The 20,380-nt window shown below is 60.6% G+C and carries 24 protein-coding genes; 17 read left to right on the forward strand and 7 right to left on the reverse strand.

Features of this window, described 5'->3' with window-relative positions:
• From AC097R_RS10780 to AC097R_RS10830, 11 genes are all read left to right on the forward strand, one after another.
• Nucleotides 1-688: RHS repeat-associated core domain-containing protein (locus AC097R_RS10780; RefSeq protein WP_479598123.1), on the forward strand; the 688-nt coding region annotated here is incomplete at its 5' end.
• 4 nt (nt 689-692) lie between these two features.
• The gene (locus AC097R_RS10785; protein WP_479598124.1) at nt 693-1,238 is read left to right on the forward strand and encodes a hypothetical protein; all 546 of its coding nucleotides are present in this window, start codon (nt 693-695) and stop codon (nt 1,236-1,238) included.
• 485 nt (nt 1,239-1,723) lie between these two features.
• Nucleotides 1,724-2,059 (forward strand): ankyrin repeat domain-containing protein, encoded by a 336-nt coding sequence (locus AC097R_RS10790; RefSeq protein WP_479598125.1) that lies wholly within the window; start codon nt 1,724-1,726, stop codon nt 2,057-2,059.
• Nucleotides 2,060-2,647: 588 nt separating this feature from the next.
• Nucleotides 2,648-4,132 (forward strand): sigma-54 interaction domain-containing protein, encoded by a 1,485-nt coding sequence (locus tag AC097R_RS10795; RefSeq protein ID WP_479598126.1) that lies wholly within the window; start codon nt 2,648-2,650, stop codon nt 4,130-4,132.
• A gap of 161 nt (nt 4,133-4,293) precedes the next feature.
• Nucleotides 4,294-5,493: a substrate-binding domain-containing protein gene (locus AC097R_RS10800; protein ID WP_479598127.1), complete on the forward strand. Its 1,200-nt coding sequence runs from the start codon at nt 4,294-4,296 to the stop codon at nt 5,491-5,493.
• Nucleotides 5,494-5,549: 56 nt separating this feature from the next.
• Nucleotides 5,550-6,323, forward strand: a complete 774-nt coding sequence (locus AC097R_RS10805) for an ABC transporter ATP-binding protein (RefSeq protein ID WP_479598128.1) — start codon at nt 5,550-5,552, stop codon at nt 6,321-6,323.
• Complete coding sequence (locus tag AC097R_RS10810; RefSeq protein ID WP_479598129.1) at nt 6,320-7,057, forward strand: ABC transporter ATP-binding protein; 738 nt, start codon at nt 6,320-6,322, stop codon at nt 7,055-7,057. The genes AC097R_RS10805 and AC097R_RS10810 overlap by 4 nt, the downstream gene beginning before the upstream one ends.
• On the forward strand, nt 7,054-8,034 hold the full coding sequence (locus tag AC097R_RS10815; protein ID WP_479598130.1) for a branched-chain amino acid ABC transporter permease: 981 nt from the start codon (nt 7,054-7,056) through the stop codon (nt 8,032-8,034). Before AC097R_RS10810 ends, AC097R_RS10815 begins: the two co-directional genes overlap by 4 nt.
• Before the next feature lie 12 nt (nt 8,035-8,046).
• The gene (locus AC097R_RS10820; protein ID WP_479598131.1) at nt 8,047-9,111 is read left to right on the forward strand and encodes a branched-chain amino acid ABC transporter permease; all 1,065 of its coding nucleotides are present in this window, start codon (nt 8,047-8,049) and stop codon (nt 9,109-9,111) included.
• Nucleotides 9,112-9,138: 27 nt separating this feature from the next.
• The gene (locus tag AC097R_RS10825; RefSeq protein ID WP_479598132.1) at nt 9,139-10,293 is read left to right on the forward strand and encodes an ABC transporter substrate-binding protein; all 1,155 of its coding nucleotides are present in this window, start codon (nt 9,139-9,141) and stop codon (nt 10,291-10,293) included.
• A 19-nt stretch (nt 10,294-10,312) separates the two neighbouring features.
• Nucleotides 10,313-11,197: an alpha/beta fold hydrolase gene (locus tag AC097R_RS10830; protein WP_479598133.1), complete on the forward strand. Its 885-nt coding sequence runs from the start codon at nt 10,313-10,315 to the stop codon at nt 11,195-11,197.
• Nucleotides 11,198-11,262: 65 nt separating this feature from the next.
• On the opposite strand, the gene AC097R_RS10835 is transcribed toward AC097R_RS10830, so the two are convergent.
• Nucleotides 11,263-12,048, reverse strand: a complete 786-nt coding sequence (locus AC097R_RS10835) for a TOBE domain-containing protein (protein WP_479598134.1) — start codon at nt 12,046-12,048, stop codon at nt 11,263-11,265.
• 53 nt (nt 12,049-12,101) lie between these two features.
• Here AC097R_RS10835 and modA point away from each other — a divergent pair, with 53 nt between their 5' ends.
• The 4 genes from modA to AC097R_RS10855 all read left to right on the forward strand — a co-directional run bounded on the left by modA (nt 12,102) and on the right by AC097R_RS10855 (nt 16,349).
• Nucleotides 12,102-12,851 carry a molybdate ABC transporter substrate-binding protein gene (modA, locus tag AC097R_RS10840; protein WP_479598135.1) on the forward strand — a complete coding sequence of 250 codons (750 nt, stop codon included), beginning with the start codon at nt 12,102-12,104 and terminating at the stop codon, nt 12,849-12,851.
• Nucleotides 12,841-13,518, forward strand: coding sequence for a molybdate ABC transporter permease subunit (gene modB, locus AC097R_RS10845; RefSeq protein ID WP_479598136.1), 678 nt, complete (start codon nt 12,841-12,843; stop codon nt 13,516-13,518). The genes modA and modB overlap by 11 nt, the downstream gene beginning before the upstream one ends.
• Nucleotides 13,515-14,615: a molybdenum ABC transporter ATP-binding protein gene (gene modC, locus AC097R_RS10850; protein ID WP_479598137.1), complete on the forward strand. Its 1,101-nt coding sequence runs from the start codon at nt 13,515-13,517 to the stop codon at nt 14,613-14,615. The genes modB and modC overlap by 4 nt, the downstream gene beginning before the upstream one ends.
• A gap of 105 nt (nt 14,616-14,720) precedes the next feature.
• The gene (locus AC097R_RS10855; protein ID WP_479598138.1) at nt 14,721-16,349 is read left to right on the forward strand and encodes a GGDEF domain-containing protein; all 1,629 of its coding nucleotides are present in this window, start codon (nt 14,721-14,723) and stop codon (nt 16,347-16,349) included.
• Between the two features lie 12 nt (nt 16,350-16,361).
• Here AC097R_RS10855 and AC097R_RS10860 read toward each other — a convergent pair whose 3' ends face one another.
• The 6 genes from AC097R_RS10860 to AC097R_RS10885 form a co-directional block, all read right to left on the reverse strand.
• Nucleotides 16,362-16,997 carry a LysE family translocator gene (locus AC097R_RS10860; protein WP_479598139.1) on the reverse strand — a complete coding sequence of 212 codons (636 nt, stop codon included), beginning with the start codon at nt 16,995-16,997 and terminating at the stop codon, nt 16,362-16,364.
• 20 nt (nt 16,998-17,017) lie between these two features.
• The gene (locus AC097R_RS10865; RefSeq protein WP_479598140.1) at nt 17,018-17,230 is read right to left on the reverse strand and encodes a SlyX family protein; all 213 of its coding nucleotides are present in this window, start codon (nt 17,228-17,230) and stop codon (nt 17,018-17,020) included.
• 52 nt (nt 17,231-17,282) lie between these two features.
• Nucleotides 17,283-17,858 carry a hypothetical protein gene (locus AC097R_RS10870; protein WP_479598141.1) on the reverse strand — a complete coding sequence of 192 codons (576 nt, stop codon included), beginning with the start codon at nt 17,856-17,858 and terminating at the stop codon, nt 17,283-17,285.
• Between the two features lie 23 nt (nt 17,859-17,881).
• Nucleotides 17,882-18,154, reverse strand: a complete 273-nt coding sequence (locus tag AC097R_RS10875; RefSeq protein WP_479598142.1) for a chorismate mutase — start codon at nt 18,152-18,154, stop codon at nt 17,882-17,884.
• Nucleotides 18,155-18,321: 167 nt separating this feature from the next.
• Complete coding sequence (locus tag AC097R_RS10880) at nt 18,322-18,783, reverse strand: hypothetical protein (RefSeq protein WP_479598143.1); 462 nt, start codon at nt 18,781-18,783, stop codon at nt 18,322-18,324.
• Nucleotides 18,784-18,878: 95 nt separating this feature from the next.
• Entirely contained in the window at nt 18,879-19,658 is a 780-nt protein-coding gene (locus tag AC097R_RS10885; RefSeq protein WP_479598144.1) for a DUF2711 family protein, read from the reverse strand.
• Nucleotides 19,659-19,839: 181 nt separating this feature from the next.
• Between AC097R_RS10885 and AC097R_RS10890 the strand changes: the two genes are divergently transcribed.
• Together AC097R_RS10890 and AC097R_RS10895 are read left to right on the forward strand one after the other, a co-directional pair.
• Nucleotides 19,840-20,049 carry a hypothetical protein gene (locus AC097R_RS10890; protein ID WP_310338557.1) on the forward strand — a complete coding sequence of 70 codons (210 nt, stop codon included), beginning with the start codon at nt 19,840-19,842 and terminating at the stop codon, nt 20,047-20,049.
• A 47-nt stretch (nt 20,050-20,096) separates the two neighbouring features.
• Entirely contained in the window at nt 20,097-20,318 is a 222-nt protein-coding gene (locus AC097R_RS10895) for a hypothetical protein (protein WP_477887376.1), read from the forward strand.
• The last annotated feature ends 62 nt before the right edge of the window (nt 20,319-20,380 follow it).

Consider the following 20,380-nt stretch of genomic DNA (forward strand, 5'->3'; position numbering starts at 1 on the left):
AGCTACGACCAATCCGAAGGTGGCGATTACCAACCAGCCGACCTTGCTGAAGGCCACGGCGCCTAGCTTTGCGGTGAATTTGAGGTTCCCGGGGCAGTACTTTGATTCGGAATCGAATCTCAGCTACAACGGATTTCGTTCCTACAGGCCGATGATGGGCGACTACCTTCAAATGGACCCTATTGGGTTGGCGGGGGGATGGAATCGGAGGGGGTACGTGGGTGGACTACCACTCAACAGAACAGACCCCTCTGGCCTGTGTCCGTTTTGCGTAGCGGCATACATCTTTCTTGTAGAGAATTCTGTAACTATTGGAACTGGAGCTGCAATCGCGGCGGAAGTAGCTGCCGGCGTCCCCAATCCGACGACGGGTCCTGTTTTTGCTGGACGAATGGCAGCAGAAGCGACTCATGACGTATATCTAGGTGTCAAAAATGGGGAGTTTGTCTATACCGGAATAACAAGCAATATTGCCAACCGTGCTTGCCAACATGGTGACCGTTTCGACAGCTTGCTGAAGCTCACTACTTCACAAGTTACAAAGGATCAAGCGCGTGCCATTGAACAAACACTGAAGAATAAAAATCCTCTGTTTCAGAATCAAATCAATTCAATTGCCCCAACGAGGTCGTGGTACGACGAGGCTGTGCAGTGGGGCAGTGAGTGGTTATCAAAACACGGGATGTAATCGCATGCATATTGATCTAATTCGAGATGCCGCAAAGGTGTTTCCAGAGCTTGAACGGGCCCATGAACTGAGTAGCCTACGTATTTGGCACTGCAAGTATAAAAGTCTGCAACAACTGGCTGAGCTTCAAAATTTAGAAGAGTTGGTCATTGGGACAATTCCAGATGAGTCACTCGAATTTCTAGTGCCGCTTCGCAAACTACGTTATCTGAGTATTCTTCATATGCCTAAAGTTCACAAACTTGAAGTACTCTCATGCTTGTCGAATATTGAGTCACTTTCTCTATCTACTTCTGCAGCATGGGATTCGACAGGAAAGTGCACGTTAGTTGATTCGCTTGAGCCTTTGGTAAAGATGGCATCACTCAAACATTTGGAACTTTTTGGTGTATGTTCAAAAGACAAATCTCTTGCAATATTGGAGCAATGTAAAGGCGTGCAAACGGCACGATTTACACAGTATCCAAAGAGCGAAATTGAACGGTATTACGCTGCATCTGGAGCCCTGAATCAGTTCAATCCTAAGCCACGGTTTGCGACAGCACTTTGATTCGTAGATCACAGATCTGTCGCACAATTGTGCGTGAACCCGCTAGGGAATTCCGATGCGTTAGGGTTACAGCCAGCGCTGGCATGGTGCTTTGGAGGACCGGTTCCATGTGCCGCTGGCGTGGGCGCAACAGCTGTAGCCCTGGGGTGGGGCGTGTGGTCCACGAATCACAACACTACCGCGCCCAGTGGTGATTTTAGCCCTTGGTCATCGGACCCGCTTGAAAACGATAGGTTTGTTCGGGATAGAGATGCAGTGAAGGAGTTTGATGTCCCTCCTGTTGCGTATCAAGATCCGAACGGGCCCAAATGTGATGAAGTACAAAAGAGAATAGACCATTACGACAGAGCAATTAAGGCTAGAGAGCTGCTGACGCAAAACTGGTTCGGAGGACTATTGAATCCTGGTCATGCAAAAAGGATTGAGATTCTCAAAAAGGAAAGAGATAAGCTACAACGACGTCTTGATAGGGGCGATTGCAAACCATGCTAAATACATTGCAGAAACTTCAAAAACACTGGTGGTCGCTAACTGATGATGACGGGCGAGACATACCTTTAACTGAAGTTAATCAAAAGAACGTTTTGGGGGAAAGTCCGATACATATTGCTGCATGGAAAGGTGATGTAGAGGATATTGAGTGGCTCATTGAAAACGGAGCCAATCTGAATGAGCGTGGTGAATTTGAAATGACGCCCTTGCACTATGCGTATATGGGCGGAATTCAACGCAATATTGATTTGCTTAAGAAGCATGGTGCAGATCCGCTAGCAAAATGTGATCGAGGATTGATGCCACATGAGCGACTCCAAAAAAGTTAGCTAGGGTAGACATCAATTGCTAACCGATTTGGGTATGTGGGGGCTGATCCGCTTTCATATATCGATCCAGAGGGACTGCTAGAAGTCCACCGAGACGGTATTGTCACAGTGCACGCCTACCCGTGCTGGGCAAGGATGAGCCCGCATCCCACTCCAAGCCCATGCACGGCGCTGGTGCGGCGTGTCAGCGGCTAAACAAGAATGTGGGAACTCCAATGCTCCCAGACAGCCAGGAAGAGGCGCAGTACGTTGGCCAGTTCTGAAAAACTGTGCAGGATGCTGGTTTCTGTCTTGGTGCGTTTGCGTGTCATGTGTGATTCCTTTCAATTGACACCTCCAAACTCTCACAGTTCGTTCATCTGTCAAGCCCTTGCAAGTAGTGCAAGGGCCAGAAAAATGCGGGGCACAGGGACTTGCGCAAACGCAAACCTGTGATACCGAAGCAGGGCGATGGATGCAATGGCCTGCCCTGGCTGCCTGAATCCGCTTTTAGGCATAAAAAGGAGCTGTAGCCCGCGTGGAATATGCGGGAGCAGCTCCTTTTTTCATAGTGCGTCTGACCGTATGCTCCACGGTTAACATTGCCGCATGGACACCCCCGACTCCCTGCCGCGCGACGCCCAGAGCATTCTGGAGCTGGCGGCACGCTCCATGTTTGCGCTGTTCTCCAGCGCCAGCGAAGGCATGATGCTGGTGGACCGCCAGGCCCGCGTGGTCTGGATCAACGATCAGTACAAGCGCTTCCTGCCCGCGTTGGGTTTTGAGCGCGAGGAAGACTTTGTTGGCCACCCGGTTTCCATGGTGGTGCACAACACCCAGATGCACCAGGTGCTGGAGACCGGCAAGCCCATCCTCATCGACCTGCTGACCAACCGGGCCGGCACCTTTGTGGTCAGCCGCATTCCGCTGCGCGACGCGGCGGGGCAGGTGATTGGCGCCTTGGGCATTGTGTTGTTTGACCATGCCGAGACCACGCTGCAGCCGTTGATCGAGAAGTTCTCGCTCTTGCAGCGCGACCTGGACGATGCCCGGCGCGAGTTGGCCACCCAGCGTCTGCAGGCCCCGGGCCAGCGCCAGTCCAAATACACCTTTGCCAGCTTTGTGGGCCAGAGCCCGGCGGCCGTAGAGGTCAAACGCCACGCACGCCGTGCCGCGCTCTCCAGCAGCCCCGTGCTGCTGTTGGGCGAAACCGGCACCGGCAAGGAGTTGCTGGCCCACGCCATCCACGCCGCGTCCAGCCGCGCACGCGGGCCCTTCATCAGCGTCAACATCGCCGCGGTGCCCGAAACCTTGCTGGAGGCCGAGTTTTTTGGCTACGCGCCTGGCGCTTTTACGGGGGCCGACCGCAAGGGGCGCGATGGCAAGTTCCGCCTGGCCGACGGGGGCACGCTGTTTCTGGACGAGATTGGCGACATGCCGCAGGCCCTGCAAAGCAAGCTGCTGCGCGCGTTGCAAGAGGGCGAGATTGAGCCTCTGGGCTCCAACAAGCTGCTCCCCGTGAATGTGCGCGTGATTGCCGCCACCTCGCGCGACCTGGCGGGCCTGGTACGCGCGGGCACGTTTCGCGAAGATTTGTTTTACCGCCTCAATGTGCTGCCCATCCGCGTGCCACCGCTGCGCGAGCGGCGCGCGGACATTGCGGCACTGCTGGAGGTGCTGGGTGAGGACGTGGCCCTGCGCAGCGGCCTGCCGCCGCCCGAGCTGCCGCCCGAAGCCCTGGCCCTGATGGAGGCCCAGCCCTGGCGCGGCAACATCCGCGAGCTGCGCAATGTGCTGGAGCAGGCGGTGATGCGCAGCGAATCGGTGCGGGTGGAGGCCGAGGTGTTTTCGCTGGTGCTCAGTGAATCGGGCGTGCAGCCGCTGCAGGCAGCGCCCCTGCGAACTGAAACCGTGCTGGTACAAGCCGCCGTGGTGGCGCCCGTGCGCCCGCTGGCCGAGCAGGTGGCTGCGCTGGAAGCACAAGCCATTCGCGACGCCATGCAGGCGTTGGGCGGCAACAAAGTAGCCGTGGCCAAGGCTTTGGGCATCTCGCGCGCTACGCTGTATGCACGCCTTGAATTGTCTGAAAGGTAGACATATGACTTATATTTAGACAAAAAATATGTCTGAATATTGATCAATTGCCGAGCTGACTCTTGCATGTGAAGCATTTTCCTGAATGAATTCAAGCACTTAGCTTTTGGCACAGATTGTGCGAATTGCTTGCTGCGAAACCACAACAACAGGAGACAGACATGCACCACCCCCGCTGGGCCGCCCAGGCCACGCTCATCGCCGCCAGCCTGTGCGCCGGCCTGATTTCTGGCGCTGCCTTTGCGCAGTCCAAGGAAATCAAGATCGCCCACATCTACAGCAAGACCGGCCCCCTGGAAGCCTATGGCAAGCAAACCCAGACCGGTTTCATGATGGGCCTGGACTACGCCACCGGCGGCACCATGATGGTGGCCGGCAAGAAGATCACCGTGATTGAAAAAGACGACCAGGGCAAGCCCGACCAGGGCAAGAGCCTGCTGGCCGCCGCCTATGGTGATGACAAGGTGGACTTGGCCGTGGGCCCCACCGCATCGCCCGTGGCACTGGCCATGCTGCCTGTGGCCGAGGAATACAAAAAGATTCTGGTGGTCGAGCCTGCCGTGGCCGACTCCATCACCGGCGACAAGTGGAACAAGTACATCTTCCGCACCGGCCGCAACAGCAGCCAGGACGCGATTGCCAACGCTGTGGCGCTGGACAAGGCCGGTGTGACCATTGCCACCATGGCGCAAGACAGCGCCTTTGGCCGCGACGGTGTGAAGGCCTTCCGCGAAGCCATCAAGAAGGCCAAGCTGGTGCACGAGGAATACCTGCCGCCCGCCACCACGGACTTCACTGCCGGTGGCCAGCGCCTGATCGACAAACTCAAGGACCAACCGGGCCGCAAGGTGATCTTCATCATCTGGGCTGGTGGCAACCCCTTCAAGATCGCCGACATGGACCTGAAGCGCCACGGCATCGAGATCGCAACGGGCGGCAACATCCTGCCCGCCATGGTGGCCTACAAGCAGTTCCCCGGGATGGAAGGCGCGGCCTACTACTACTTCGGCATGCCCAAGAATCCCGTGAACGAAGCCATGGTGGCGCGCCACTACAGCCAGTTCAAGGCACCGCCTGACTTCTTCACCGCAGGGGGCTTCTCCGCCGCCATGGCCGTGGTCACCGCGCTGAAAGCCAGCAACGGTGACACCAGCGCCAACACGCTGATCAAGACCATGGAAGGTATGAGCTTTGACACACCCAAGGGCAAGATGACCTTCCGCAAGGAAGACCACCAGGCCATGCAAAGCATGTACCACTTCAAGATCAAGGTGGACCCGGCCTTTGCCTGGGGCGTGCCCGAGCTGATCCGCGAGATCAAGGCCGACGAGATGGCCGTGCCCATCCGCAATAACCGTTGATGTTCCGGCGGCACCTAGGGGTGCCGCCTCTCTTCACCCCGACCTGCGGGGACCCTATGCTTGAAACCAAAGACCTCACGATCCGCTTTGGCGGCCACGTGGCGGTGAATGCTGTCAGCTGCAATTTCCTGCCTGGCACGTTGACCGCCATCGTCGGCCCCAATGGCGCGGGCAAGACCACCTATTTCAACCTGATCTCGGGCCAACTGCAGGCCACGCAGGGCAGGGTGTATTTGAACGGGGTCAACCTGTCGTCCCTCAGCCCTTCGGCCCGTACGCGCGCCGGGCTGGGGCGGGCGTTTCAGCTCACCAACCTGTTCCCCAACCTTAGCGTGCTCGAGAACGTGCGCCTGGCCGTGCAAGCCACGCAGGGCGGCAAGCATTTGCGTGGCCTGAACCTCTGGAGCATCTGGAGCGACCACGCGGGGCTGACGCAGCGCGCGCTGGAAATCTTGCAAGCCGTGGCCCTGCGCGACAAACAGGACGCCACCGTGGCCAGCCTGCCGCATGGCGACCAGCGCAAGCTCGAAGTGGCGCTGCTGATGGCGCTGGACCCAGACGTCTACATGTTCGACGAACCCACGGCCGGCATGAGTGCCGACGAGGCGCCGGTGATCCTGAATCTGATCCGCGCGCTCAAGCAAGACCCCACCAAAATCATCCTGCTGGTGGAGCACAAGATGGACGTGGTGCGCGAACTCGCGGACCGCATCATCGTGCTGCACAACGGCACGCTGGTGGCCGATGGTGACCCGGCCGAGGTGATTGCCTCGCCAGTGGTGCAACAGGCGTACCTGGGCGTGGCCCCCGCCGACAAGGAGGCCGCATGAGCGCCCCCGCTAACAACAACCTGCTCGAACTCTCGGGCCTGCACACCCACATCGGCGCGTACCACATCCTGCATGGTGTGGACCTGCAGGTGCCGCGTGGCCAGCTCACCATGCTGCTGGGCCGCAATGGCGCGGGCAAGACCACCACGCTGCGCACCATCATGGGCCTGTGGCACGCGAGCCAGGGCCGCGTGGTGTTTGACGGCAAAGACATCACCGCCACCGAGACCCCGCAGATTGCGGGCTTGGACATTGCCTATGTACCCGAAAACATGGGCATCTTTGCCGACCTGACCGTGCAAGAAAACATGCTGCTGGCTGCGCGCAAAGCCAAGCGTGCGCAAGACATCGATGGCGAGCGGCTGAAGTGGATCTTCTCGCTGTTCCCCGCGGTGGAGAAATTCTGGAACCACCCCGCGGGCAAGCTCTCGGGCGGGCAGAAGCAAATGCTGGCCGTGGCGCGGGCGATTGTGGAGCCGCGCAAGCTGCTCATCGTGGACGAGCCCAGCAAGGGCCTGGCGCCCGCCATCATCAACAACATGATCGACGCGTTTGCCCAGCTCAAGCAAACCGGCACCACCATCTTGTTGGTGGAACAAAACATCAGCTTCGCCAAACGCCTGGGCGACCATGTGGCCGTGATGGACGATGGCCGTGTGGTGCACGCCGGTGCCATGCAGGCCCTGGCCGAAGACGAAGCGCTGCAGCGCACGCTGCTGGGGTTGTCACTATGAAAACAGATTTCGATTGGAAGCCGCTGGCCCTGGTGCCACTGTTGGCGCTCTTGGCTTTGCCCTTGGTGGGTTCGCCCAGCACCTGGCTCACGCTCACCGTGGCCGGCCTGGCCATGGGCATGATCGTCTTCATCATCGCCTCGGGCCTCACGCTGGTGTTTGGCCTCATGGACGTGCTGAACTTTGGCCACGGCGTGTTCATCGCGCTGGGCGCCTTTGTCGCCACCACGGTGATGGGCGCCATGGGCGACTGGACCGGCTCTACCGAACTCTGGCGCAACCTGGTGGCGGTGTTTCCGGCCATGCTGGTGGCCATGGCGGTGGCGGGTGCGCTGGGCCTGGCGTTTGAGCGGTTTATCGTGCGGCCCGTGTACGGCCAGCACCTGAAGCAAATCCTCATCACCATGGGCGGCATGATCATTGGCGAGGAGCTGATCAAGGTCGTCTGGGGCCCCGCGCAGATTGCGCTGCCGCTGCCCGAGGGCATGCGCGGCGCGGTGCTGCTGGGCGATGCGGCCATCGAAAAATACCGCCTCATGGCCGTGGTGGTGGGCCTGGTGGTGTTTGCCGCGCTGGCCTGGGTGCTGGGCCGTACCAAGATCGGCCTGCTGATCCGAGCCGGCGTGCAGGACCGCGAGATGGTGGAGAGCCTGGGCTACCGCATCAAGCGCCTGTTCATTGGCGTGTTTGTGGTGGGCAGCGCGCTGGCCGGCCTGGGTGGTGTGATGTGGGGCCTGTACCAGCAGACCGTGACGCCGCAAATGGGCGCGCAGGTCAACGTGCTGATCTTCATCGTCATCATCATCGGCGGCCTGGGCTCCACGGGCGGCGCGCTCATCGGCGCTTTGCTGGTGGGCCTGATGGCCAATTACACCGGCTTCCTTGCCCCAAAGGTCGCGCTGTTTTCCAACATCGCGCTCATGGTCGGCATCCTGCTTTGGCGTCCGCAGGGCGTTTATCCCGTGGCGAATCGATAGAGGGAAATGACCATGTTGCAACGCATTCTTTCCAACGACCTGCCACGCAGCCGCTGGCTCGCCTTGATCCTGGCCGTGCTGGTGTTGGCACTGGCGTTCACACCGTTCATCTTTCCGGGCGTCAAGGCCCTGAACGTGGCGGCCAAGGTGCTGGTCTTCATCGTGCTGGTGGCCAGCTTTGACCTGCTCTTGGGCTACACCGGCATCGTGAGCTTTGCGCACACCATGTTCTTTGGCATTGGCGCCTATGGCATTGCCATTGCCACCACGCGGCTGGGCGCCACCTGGAGTGCGTTGGGCGTGGGCGTGGGGGGCGCGTTGGTCGTGTCCCTGCTGCTGGCCTGGCTCATCGGCCTGTTTTCGCTGCGCGTGCGGGCCATCTTCTTTGCCATGATCACGCTCGCCGTGGCCTCCGCCTTCCTCACGCTGGCCTCGCAGCTGCACGAGTTCACGGGTGGCGAAGACGGCCTGACCTTCAAGGTGCCCGCCGTGCTGTCGCCCAGTTTTGAGTTGAGTGAAACCCCGTTTTTAGGGGCTTCGCTCGATGGCCGGCTGCTGTGCTTCTACCTGCTGTTTGTCGTAGCCACCGTGTTGTTTCTCGCGTTGCTGCGCATCGTGAATTCGCCGTTTGGCCGTGTGCTGCAGGCCATCCGTGAGAACGAGTTCCGCGCCGAGGCCATTGGCTACCGCGTGGTGGTGTACCGCACGATCTCCAGCATCCTCTCGGCCGTGTTTGCCACGCTGGCCGGCGCCATGCTGGCGCTCTGGCTGCGCTACAACGGGCCCGACACCTCGCTGTCGTTCGAAATCATGATGGACGTGCTGCTCATCGTCGTCATTGGCGGCATGGGCACGCTGTATGGCTCCATCGTTGGCGCCGTGTTGTTCCTCGTGGCGCAGAGCTATTTGCAGGACCTGCTGCGTGTGGGTAGCGAGGCGGCCGCCAGTTTGCCATGGCTGTCGGCCCTGTTGTCGCCCGACCGCTGGCTGCTCTGGCTGGGCGTGTTGTTTGTGTTGTCGGTCTATTACTTCCCCACCGGCGTAGTGGGGCGTTTGCGGGCTGCGGCCCAGCGCTAACTAACAAACTTCACGTTGGAGACTTCCATGAACCGTGTGCATTTCTGGACGGCGCGCCTGCGCCTGGCGCTGGTGGTGACGGCCGTGGCCTGCATGGCCGCGCTGCCGCGCGTGCGCGCCGGTGACCTCACCATCGTGCAGGTGGCGCCGCTGAGTGGCGTGCTGGCCAGCACCGGCCAGCAGATGGTGCTGGGCGGCAAGATTTACTTTGACTGGGTGAACGACAACGGCGGCATTTTTGGCGCCAAGATCAAACACACGGTGCTCGATGACGGCTACAAGGTCGACGACACCGTGCGCCTGACCAAGGAGGCGTTGGAGCGGCCCGAGGTGATCGCGCTGTTTGGCTTTGCCGGTACGGCCAATGTGGCCAAGCTGCTCAGCGAGGGCATTCTGGATGTGGGCGGCGCACCGCTGGTGGCGCCCTACACGGGCGGCGAGGCGCTGCGCAGCCCGTTCAACCCCTACATCTTCCATGTGCGCGCTGGCTACGCCGACGAGACCGAGCACATGGTCAACCAGGTGGCCACGCTGGGCATGACGCGCATTGCCGTGATGTACCAGAACGATGCCTTTGGCAAAGCAGGCCTGGTGGGTGTGGAGGCGGCGGTGGCCAAGCGCGGCATGGCGCTGGTGGTCACCGCGCCCTATGAGCGCAACACCGACCAGGTGCAGGAGGCGGTCAAGGCCATCAAGGCGTCGGACGCGCAGGCGGTGATCATGATTTCGGTGAACCGCTCCACGGCGGCGTTCGCCACCCAGTACCGCGATGCGGGTGGCGGTGCGCAGCTGTACAACATCTCGGTGGTGGACCCGGCCGAGCTGGTCAAGCTGGCGGGGGTGAAGTCGGTGCATGGCCTGGGCATTTCGCAGGTGGTGCCGTACCCGTTCATGGCCAACAAGCCCGCGGTGCGCGAATACCACGCGCTGCTGCAAAAGTACGGCGACGGCCAGGGCGCCAGCTACACCAGCTTTGAAGAATTTCTGGGCGCCAAGGTGCTGGTGGAAGGCCTGCGCCGTGCCGGCCCCAACCCCACGCGCAGCAAGCTCGTCAAGGCGTTGGAGACGATCAACAACTACGACCTGGGCGGCACCCGGGTGAGCTTTTCGCCCAGCAACCGTGTGGGCTCCCGCTATGTGGAGGTCACCGTCATCGGTGCCTCTGGCAAATTGCTGCGCTAGGCCCGCAAGGACGTTGCCCATGAACCCTACCTCTTACTACCTGCGCTGCGCAGGCTACGAAGTTCACTGCACCGAATGGGGTGCCGCTGATGCCCCTGTGGTGATCGCCTGGCACGGCCTGGCGCGCACGGGCCGTGACATGGACGAACTGGCCCTGCACCTGAGCCCGCGCTACCGCGTCATCTGCCCCGACACCCTGGGCCGCGGCCTGAGCCAGTGGAGCCGCAACCCGGCCCAGGAGTACTGCCTGGCGTTTTATGCACGCATGGCAGCCGAGCTATTGGATGCGCTCAAGATTGAGAGGGCGCATTGGGTGGGAACCTCTATGGGCGGCGCCATTGGCACGGTGTGCGCGGGCGGAATGTTGGAGCCACAGCTGAAGCCTCGAATTCTCAGCCTGACGCTCAACGACAACGCGCCCGAGCTGGCCAGCGCCGCGCTGGACCGCATCCGCGCCTACGCGGGCAAGCCGCCCGCGTTTGACACCGTGCTGGAGCTGGAGGCTTTCTTCCGGCAGGTCTACCGGCCCTATGGCTGGCTCAGCGATGCGCAGTGGCGCCGCCTGACGGAAACGTCCACGCGCCGCCTGCCCGATGGCCGGGTGACGCCGCATTACGACCCGGCCATGGTGCAGCAGTTCACCGAACACCCGGACGACTACCGGATCTGGGACCACTACGACCAGATCCAGGCGCCGGTGCTGTGCCTGCGCGGTGCGGAGTCAGACCTGGTGTTGCGCGAGACCGTGCAGGCCATGACCACGCGTGGGCCCGGTGCTGCCGGGCGCCTGCAGTTGGTGGAGGTGCCGGGCTGCGGCCATGCGCCTGCGCTGAACGTGCCCTCGCAGCTCACGCTGGTGTCTGATTTCATCGACGCTGCGCAGGCTGCAGCGGCCCAAATTTAAGCAAAATAGGGCTCTAGCCCCCGTGGAACGTGCGCGAGCAGCTCCTGAAACAATAGCAATTTTGGCTAACCGCCGATGGCCAGCACCACGGCGGCATCGTCAAACACCACCACAGCGGCCTGGCCCACTTTGAGCTGCAGGCCTGGTGCGGCAAAGCCCACCATCTGCAGTCCGCAGGCCAGCGTCAGCACCACTTCGTCCCCCGCGGTAGAGCGCGCCAACCGTGCCACCGTGCCATGCAATTGGTTGGGCAAGGTAGCAGCCTTGGCGGGCGCGGCCACCACAGCCACCGCGGTGGCCTTGGCCAGGGCCAACACCTCGCTGCCCACTGCCAACCCCAGCAGCTCCGCACTTTCGCGCGTGATGCGGGATGCCAGGGTGCTGCCATCGCTCAGGCCCAGGCGCACCTGCATGGCTCGCCCGGCGCGCTGCAGCGCCAACACCTGGCAGGGCAGCTGGTTGCGCATGCTGGTGCGCAGGCCCAGCCCGACCAGGCGCGGTGCCGCGCCGGTTTGCGCGCCACTGCGCTGTGTTACCTGGGCCAGCGCCTGCTGGCGCAACGTGGCCAGTGTGTCCGCTGCCTCCAGCAGCTGCCGGCCCGTGGCGGTGAGCTGTGCGCCACCGCCGCCACTGCCGCCCACGGTGCGCTCCACCAGCGGGGCGCCGGCCAGGTTGGTCAGCGTGTCGATGGCCTGCCAGGCGGCCTTGTAGCTCACGTCGGCGCCGCGCGCGGCTTCAGAGATCGAGCCCACCTGGCCAATGCGGCGCAGGATGTCCAGACGCTTGTCCGCGACTTCGTGGCCCAGGGCGCCGGCCAGCCCAGGGCTGGTCAAAGGGGAAGGGGTTGTCATGCTGGCTATGCTACGCTATCCTTTTTTGGAATAGCGAAATTGCCATGACTCCGATGAAATCCATCCTGCGTTGGGCCGGTGTGTTGGCCTTGCTGGTGAGCCACGGCCTGCATGCCGAAGAAGTGACCGTGGCGGTGGCTGCCAACTTCAGCGCCCCGGTGCAAAAAATTGCCACGGCCTTTGCGGCAGCCACCGGCCACAAGGCCACCGTGGTATCGGGCTCCACGGGCAAGCTGTATGCGCAGATCAAGAACGGCGCGCCTTTCCAGGTGCTGCTGTCGGCTGACGACGAAACCCCCACGCGTCTGGGCAAGGAGGGCGCGGGCGTCGCCGCTTCGCAGTTCACCTATGCCACAGGCCGCTTGGTGCTGTGGAGCCGCCAAAGCGCTGTGGTGGACGACAAAGGTGAAGTGCTGCGCAGCGGCCGCTTTGACCATCTGGCGCTGGCCGACCCCAAGCTCGCGCCCTATGGTGCGGCAGCGGTGGAGGTGATGAACAAGCTGGGCGTGGCCGCCAGCCTGCAGCCCAAGCTGGTGCAGGGTGAAAGCATTGCGCAGGCCTTCCAGTTTGTGTTTACCGGCAACGCCACCCTGGGCTTTGTCGCGCTGTCGCAGGTGATGGTGGATGGCAAGATCACCGAGGGCTCGGCCTGGGTGGTGCCCCCCACTTTGCACACGCCGCTGCGTCAGGATGCCATCGTGCTGAACGCGGGCAAAGACAACGCGGCGGCGGCGGCCTTCATGGCCTTTTTGCGCAGCGATGTGGCGAAGGCCGTGATCCGCAGCTTCGGTTATGAGCCCTGACGACCTGGGCGCCATCGGGCTGACCTTGCGTCTGGCCACCTTGAGCACCTGCCTGCTGTTGCTGCTGGCCACGCCGCTGGCGTGGTGGCTGGCGCGCACGGCCTCGCGCTGGCGCGGGCCGGTGGGCGCGGTGGTGGCATTGCCGCTGGTATTGCCACCCACCGTGCTGGGCTTTTACCTGCTGGTGAGTCTGGGGCCGCAAGGGCCCTTGGGCCAGCTTACGCAGGCCATGGGTCTCGGCCTGCTGCCGTTCACCTTTGCGGGCCTGGTGCTGGGCTCGGTGATTTACTCTCTGCCGTTTGCGGTGCAGCCTTTGCAGTACGCGTTTGAGTCCATGGGCAACCGGCCCATGGACGTGGCAGCCACGCTGCGCGCCAGTCCGCTCGACGCTTTCTTTACCGTGGCTGTTCCCTTGGCGCGCCCCGGCTTTGTCACTGCGGCGGTCATGTGCTTTGCCCACACGGTGGGTGAGTTTGGAGTGGTGCTGATGATGGGCGGCAATATTCCCGAGAAGACCCGCGTGGTGTCGATCCAGATTTACGCCAATGTGGAGGCGCTGCAGTACACGCAAGCGCACTGGTTGTCCGCTGGCATGGTGGTGTTTTCCTTTGTGGTGCTGCTGGGCCTGGGCTGGCTCAATCCGCGGGGCAGCAGGTTGCGCGCATGAGTACCGCACCCAACCAGATTCGCCTGCGCTTGCCCCGCGCTGGTTTCACGCTGGATGTGGACCTGGCCTTGCCCGCGCGCGGCATCACCGTGCTGTTTGGCGCTTCGGGCTCAGGCAAGACCACGGTGCTGCGCTGTGTGGCCGGGCTGGAGCAGGCCGCCCAGGCGCATATCCACATCAATGGCCAAGTGTGGCAAGACGACGCAGAGGGCATTGCGTTACCCGCCTGGCGCCGCCCTGTGGGCTATGTGTTCCAAGAGGCCAGCTTGTTTGACCACCTGGACGTGCGGGCCAACCTGGCCTATGCCCAAAAGCGTGCACGCCGCGGTGCAGAGCAGGGCGAGTCCTTACTGGCGCTGGAGAATGCCATTGCGCTGTTGGGCCTGGAGCCGCTGCTGCACCGCCGTACCCAGGCGCTATCGGGCGGTGAGCGCCAGCGCGTGGCCATTGCCCGTGCGCTGGCCACGCAACCCGAGCTGCTGCTGCTGGACGAGCCCTTGGCCTCGCTGGACCCGGCACGCCGCCAGGACATCCTGCCCTGGCTGGAGCGGCTGCGCGATGAGTTGCACATTCCCATGCTGTACGTCACCCATGCCATGGAAGAGGTGACCCGCCTGGCCGACACCCTGGTGGTGCTGGAGCAGGGCCAGGTGCGCGCCAGCGGCCCCACAGCGCGTGTGCTGGCGCAAGTGGATGGGCCCGTGCGCGTGGGAGAGGACGCGGCGGCGTTGTTAGACGGGCATGTGTTGGCGATAGACACCACCTGGCACCTCGCGCTCATCGCCTTTGATGGCGGCAGCGTGTGGATCAGCGACCCCGGCCTGCCACAGGGCCACCGCGTGCGTTTGCGCGTGTTGGCGCGCGATGTGAGCATTGCGACGCAGCCACCTAGCCACACCAGCATACAAAATGTGTTGCCATGTGTAGTTGTCACAATCGCGCCGGACACCCATCCATCGCAAGCTGTCGTGCAACTGTCATGTGGCGCAACGCCCCTGTTGGCGCGGGTTACACAGCGGGCGGTGGACACTTTGGGCCTGGCAGTAGGGCAGTCCGTATGGGCCCAGGTGAAGGCCTTGGCCCTGGTCGGTTCGTAATCAACGGTTGCAAATTCACCCGTTTGGGGGAGTGACAGGTTTGGGTATTGGGGATTACCCTGCGTTATCAGCTTTTTCAGGCCCAACGCCCCAACCATCGTGCTTATGTCCGCGTCCAACTTGCCCTCCGAGACGGTACCCGTGCTCTCGCTGTTGCTTCAGGCCCAGCGCGCACTGGACCGTGGCGATGTGGCCCAGAGTCAGTCGCTTTCCAAAGCTGCGTTACAGCACGCGCAAAACACCCTTGATCTGCAGGCCCAAGCCCAGGCGCTGCTGTGCCTGGCGCATGGAGACCGCATGGTGTCCCGCTTTCGCCGGGCGCAGGAAACCGCCCAGCGTGCGGCAGCCTTGTTTGAAATCGTGGGGGATGTGGCCGGCGAGGCCGAGGCGTTGTCTGCCGTGGCCCACACCTTGAGCGTGATGGGCCACAGCGAAGAGGGCGTGGATGCGGCGTTGCTGGCCGCCAAACTCAACGAAGGCGGCGCGCCACTGTCGGTCGCCATGTCCTACAACTACCTGGGCGTGGCCTATGCCTGCGCCTGGAGCTTTGACAAGGCCGACGCCGCCCTGCAGCACGCCATCGACCTGCTGGATGCCAACGGTCTGTGGATGGAGTCGTACCTGCCGCGCATTAACCAGCGTGCCATGGAAATCACGCGCTGCTTCTTCGACCGCTACTACCACGGCGAATTTCGCTCGTTCAAACGGCTCGCCGATCTGCGCCATTCGCACGCCCGTGCAGCGGAAGTCCCGAGCAATCTGTTGGTGCTACAGGGAGCGTTTGTGAAAACCCAGGTGATGCTGGGTCTGGTCGATGGTTTTGAAGCCTGTTGGTCGGGCCAGTGGGACCTGGCTTTACAAAACGCCGACTTTGCCCAGAGCGCCCAAGCGCGTGGCGACAGCAACCCTTCGGTCACGCTGATGGAAATCTGGCTGCGCACCGAAATTGCATGGGCGCGTGAAGACTGGACACAGGCCGAAGCCCAGGCGCAGCGCATGCTGGAGATGGCCAACCAGATCGACAACGAGCACATGGTGGGCATTGCCTATCTGCTCAGTGCCCAGGTGCTGTCGGCACAGGGCAAAGACCGGCTGGCACAGGCCTTTTTACGCGCCCTCAAACTGCGTGAAAACAACCTGCGCCTGGAGGCCATGCGCAGCCGCGAAGAACGCATTGAATGGCAGCTCAAGGCCCGTGCCAACCACGCCAATGCCCGCAGGTTGGCGGAGGAAACCCAGCGCCTGCAGCAGCTGGCCCTGGAGGACGCCTTGACCGGCCTCTACAACCGCCGCCACCTGGAAGAAATGGTGCCTGAAGTGCTGCGCAAGGGCCAGGAGCGCCGCCTGTCACCCGCCATGGCGTTTGTGGATGTGGACCACTTCAAGCTCATCAATGACAACTTCTCGCACCGCGTAGGGGACATGGTGCTCAAGTCCATCGCCAGTATTCTGCGCAGCTTTGTGCGCGACGGCGATGTGCCGGTGCGCCTGGGGGGCGATGAGTTTGTCGTGGCCTTTGCGCACGTGGAGGGACGCGATGCCGAGGGCTTGGCCCAACGTATCCACGAGGCCATCCGCAGTTTTGATTGGGATGGTTTACACCCTGGCCTGGAAGTTACCGCCAGCGTGGGGGTGGCCGGGGCCGAAGCAGGCGATGCGCTGGACACCTGGCTGCACCGCTGCGACCTCTGCATGTACCAAGAAAAAGACTCCCGGCGCCAAGGCCTGGCCTAGCCCGGTGAATCGTTAGCGCGTGCTGGCCATCAGCGCGGCAAACCCTACGAACACCCCACCGGTCACCCGGTTGAAGGTCTTCATCACGCTGGCACGGCGCAGGTAGTGCGCCAGCTTTTTGCCGCTGGCCGCGTACACAAAATACCAGCTCACCTCTATCACCGCAAAGGTGCCCAGCAAAATGGCGAACTGCAGCAACTGCGGTTGCTCGGGGTGGATGAACTGGGGGAAGAACGCCGCAGCAAACAGAATGGCTTTGGGGTTGCTGGCAGCCACCAGCGCGCCTTGCCGGTAGAGAGCCCAAGCGTTGGCCGGTGGTGCGGAGGCGGCCGTGGTGTCTGTAGGTGCCTCGGCGGTTTCTTGCACCGGCGATCGCCAGACTTGCACACCCAGGTAGGCCAAATAGGCCGCACCCGCCAGGCGCAACGCGTCAAACACGGCGGGGAAGGCCTGCAGCAGCGCGCCCAGCCCCGCGGCCGACAGGCCCAACATCAGCATCAGCGACGTCATGCAGCCCGCCATGCTGATCACCGCGGTGCGCAAGCCCTGGCGCGCGCTGGTGCTCATCACCAGCAGCATGTTGGGGCCAGGCGTGGCAGACACTACAAACGTCATCATCACAAACAACCACCAGGTTTGCAGGCTCATACGGGGCTCCGTTTCAAAGGTCAGTAGTGGGGAGGCAACTCGTCACGCAAGTTGCGCGCCGCAGCCGGTTCGCTGGCCTGCTGGCGCAGGTGCGTGAGTTCACGAATCAGCAGGTCAATCTGCGCTTGCTGGCGAACAATGATTTTGTCGAGCTGGTCCAGCGCATCTTCAGCAAAGCTGGCCTTGATTTCCAGCTCCGTGATGCGCTGTTCGGTGCGTTCTGTGGTGTCCATGGGGGTATTGGACACTATGTGGCAATCACTGACGTGGCCGTTGGACTGTATTTCAGGGGAGGGTATTCAACTTGACGATGCGCCGGACCAAATTGAGGCGAGAGTTATGCCATACGAAATAGGAGATTCCTCTGCGCGTCTCATCCTCTTCTGGTGCTCCCACCAGCATCAGGAGTTCGCTGTCGGGCTGGAAGTGCAGGGAGCCTTGGCCATGCCATCGGGCATTGCTGCCCAGCAACTCGTCTTGCACGTTCACCGCGCTATTGGTGCTAGCCCCCTTGGGATGGAATACCTGCCCATTCTTGGCATCGATGATCATGATTTGGACGCAACTGGTGCCACACCCCCAGGTGGTCAGGATGTAGTGACCCGCAAAGTTGACCTTCTCTTTCGACCATTCCTGAAGGCGTGTTTTGTACCGTCTGGCTTCGGGGTCTTGTCCTAGTCGAAGCTTTGCGTTTCGGCCCTGGTAGAGGATGGCAGGATAGCCAGAGAAGGTCGGTGCATTCTGAGGAATGTCGGATAGTCGAATGGTGGCTGCGTTATAGCCATCGGCATCGGTTGCGGCTTGGACACCCAATGAAATGGCTGCTGCCAGCAATACGCCGAACTTTATTTGAAGATACATGTTGTGGACCGGAGAGTACTTGCTCAGACCTCGCGGTGATTGCGAACGACTTCTTCGATGATGCGCCTGAATACCTGAACGACTAGGTCTGGATTGAGATCACTACCTTGTGCCAGTTCTCGAAATCGTGCTTCCTGAGCGGCCTCTCGCTGTGGGTCAATAGCGTCCAGCGCGTGAAGCGCCTTCAGCTTGCCGATCTTTGAGGTAATGCGAAATCGGCTTGCCAAGAGATCGACAATTTTTGCGTCAACATCGTCTACGTCTGCCCTGAGCGATTGAAGTTCTAAGTTGGTCATATGAGTGGAGATTTTCTTAGCTGGCCGCAGTTGCTTGTCTAGGCCTCAATAGACTGAAAGCCGACTTTCATTGCTCTCTAAAGCGGTCGTGAACGTTGCTGTTGTCTGTCGGGAAGCACCGTCGCGCAGCTGCCTTCTGCTGCTGCATATCCTCTATGAAAAACCTGTTAAGTTGCATTTTTTCGGCCGATTCGTGCCGCCCGAAATACAACCACGGTGATCCAGGCAATGAACGATGCGAGGGCGCTGTGATAAATCACGGACGCCCAATACGCAATGGGATTTCCAGTCCGAGTCACATAGAGCTTGCTGTATTTTTGAAGCTCTTTGATTTCGCCATTCCAAAGGCCGAGTATCACGACAACGACCATTCCAATTGCCAAAGCAAGAATTGGAAGGAGTGCCAATCGGGCGATCCAATGCCCGTATCGATTGGACCATGCGTAGTGCTTGGCAAACGCATCCGTATCTCTGTCGAGTCTCTTTTTGGCTTCGGCGAAACTTCGATTCAACTCATGACCCATCGCATCAAGATTACGTCTTGCAGCTTCATCATGCGATTGAGCTCGTGAAAGGTTCGCGAGACTCTGCTTCTGTGCCGACGATATTTGAGGTGGGGGGCGAGACATCTTTGAAACTTAACGTGATCTAGAGGTGAAACGAATGCACATCGCTGGAAGGCGCCAGCAGACTGGAAGCGGTCGTTCGAGGTTGGTGTTAGTCGTCACCTCAAGCTCCAGTAGACCTCGGTGTCAAGGTGGCACTCAAAGCCTTCAAATCTTTGGTCTGAAGCAAGCTTTCCAATCGTCTCCTTTGTCCCACAGAAGAACGAGAAATGACTATCCCAATGAGTTGTCCAAAGAATACTTTTGTCTGGCGTAAACAAATTGCAGTGCCCCTCAGTAGTTTTCGAAGTTGGTTCCTTCAATTCATCTATCCAGTGCAGCTTCCGTTCAGTGCAAAACTCATCACCTACCCAAACCCACTCATAGCCTTGCTCTTGAATGAAAGACAGAACGTTGTTGTGGGATAGATCAGAGAACGTACCTTCGCTTGGTTCCACTATGCCAGCTTGCTCGCATCCGAAACGAAGCCTTGTCGCCAGCGATTTGTTGGAAAACTCCTCTCGCAAGCCTCCAATTTGCGTCCGCAAAGCGATATCTACCTCTGAGATAGATCGCAATCCCGTTACGCGTTGCACCTCTGACCAAAATACTGGTTCGTAGCGTGCCTGGATGGCTGCACGATCGAGAGGGGCATCGTTGCAGAAGTTTTCTAGAGATGTGGAAGTGGGCCGAAGGAATGGATGGAGCAAGACATAAGCGGCCTCAAAGTTGCCTTGGTAGAACGGTAGGACGGGCCCTCCATTGGGGCACACCGCGTACAAATCAGGAGCAGGCAGGACACGCTTGGTCATTGGTGCGAATTGTGCAGCATGACATTCAAACTCAGCTGCAGGTAAACATTCAAATTTAACAGTACCGTGAAAGTCGCTAACAAGCATATCCCGGCTTCGACGTTCCAATCACTCTTAGAAAAAATCATGGACGTCGGCTTCCGCCGCAAAGCTGCCCACCTCCACTTTCCAGACCGATCACCCATAACCCGACAACGTCATCCCTCCTTCAACGGTGATGCGCTCGAAAAAGCGCAGAAAATAGCGCTTTAAATACTGAGAAGTCCCCGTGAACCCATCCGCTGCCCATGCCGAACTCATCGCCACTTTCCGAAGAGCGGAAGCTGAGGCCGCGCACAAGTTCGGATTGATCAAAGCGGCTGGAAAAAAGGGGCCCAAGGCGATTCAGGTGGCTGTCGAAACAGCGGCAAAAGCCGCCAAGCGCAGGGATTCGTATGCGAAGAAGCTGAGTGCCTTGGGCGTGGATCTCAAGGATTGAGCCGCGCACGGTGGGTTGCAGATTATCGAAATTTGGAAAGAAGCCTGATGGAAATAGAAGAACCGGAGCCGATCGAGGAATACGTCCCTGGCGTCGCGGGCGGCCGGCATTACATGGCCAAGCTGTGCCACTTCCCTGATGGTCCTTGGACCATCGAGGTCATTCACGTGGAGTCGCTGCCGCCGTTGCAAGGCAGCGACAAGACATGGCCGACCCGGGAGGAGGCCGTTCAAGCGGCAGACAAGCTGGTGGCCGACCAGGCGCACTGAATTGCTATCACTTTAGTAGCTGCTAGCGCATATTCCACGGGGGCTAGAGGCCTAAATAGTCA

This window comes from Rhodoferax sp. ZS1R25 (assembly GCF_056521335.1).